Raw genomic sequence first — 267 nt, forward strand, 5'->3', positions numbered from 1 at the left:
TGCTGATGGAATCTATTTCGTCAGCCCACAACGTGTTTCTTAGCTCTGTTCGTTGCTGTTGTAACTTTTGTTTTCCAGCTAGTTCTGATTTCTTCGACATGATTAGCCTTTAAGTTTGTTATCGGTTAAATAATTTTTGTCTTTTTTTGTATATTTTTCAATTACTTAGTTTTATTGCTTGTTTTTGTTACTAGTTAGCTATAAAACTTTTTGAACTATCAATTGTTACTTATATAGAAACTTAAGTCACGTAATGTAATATATATT

This window comes from Vibrio sp. 811, from assembly GCF_033339195.1.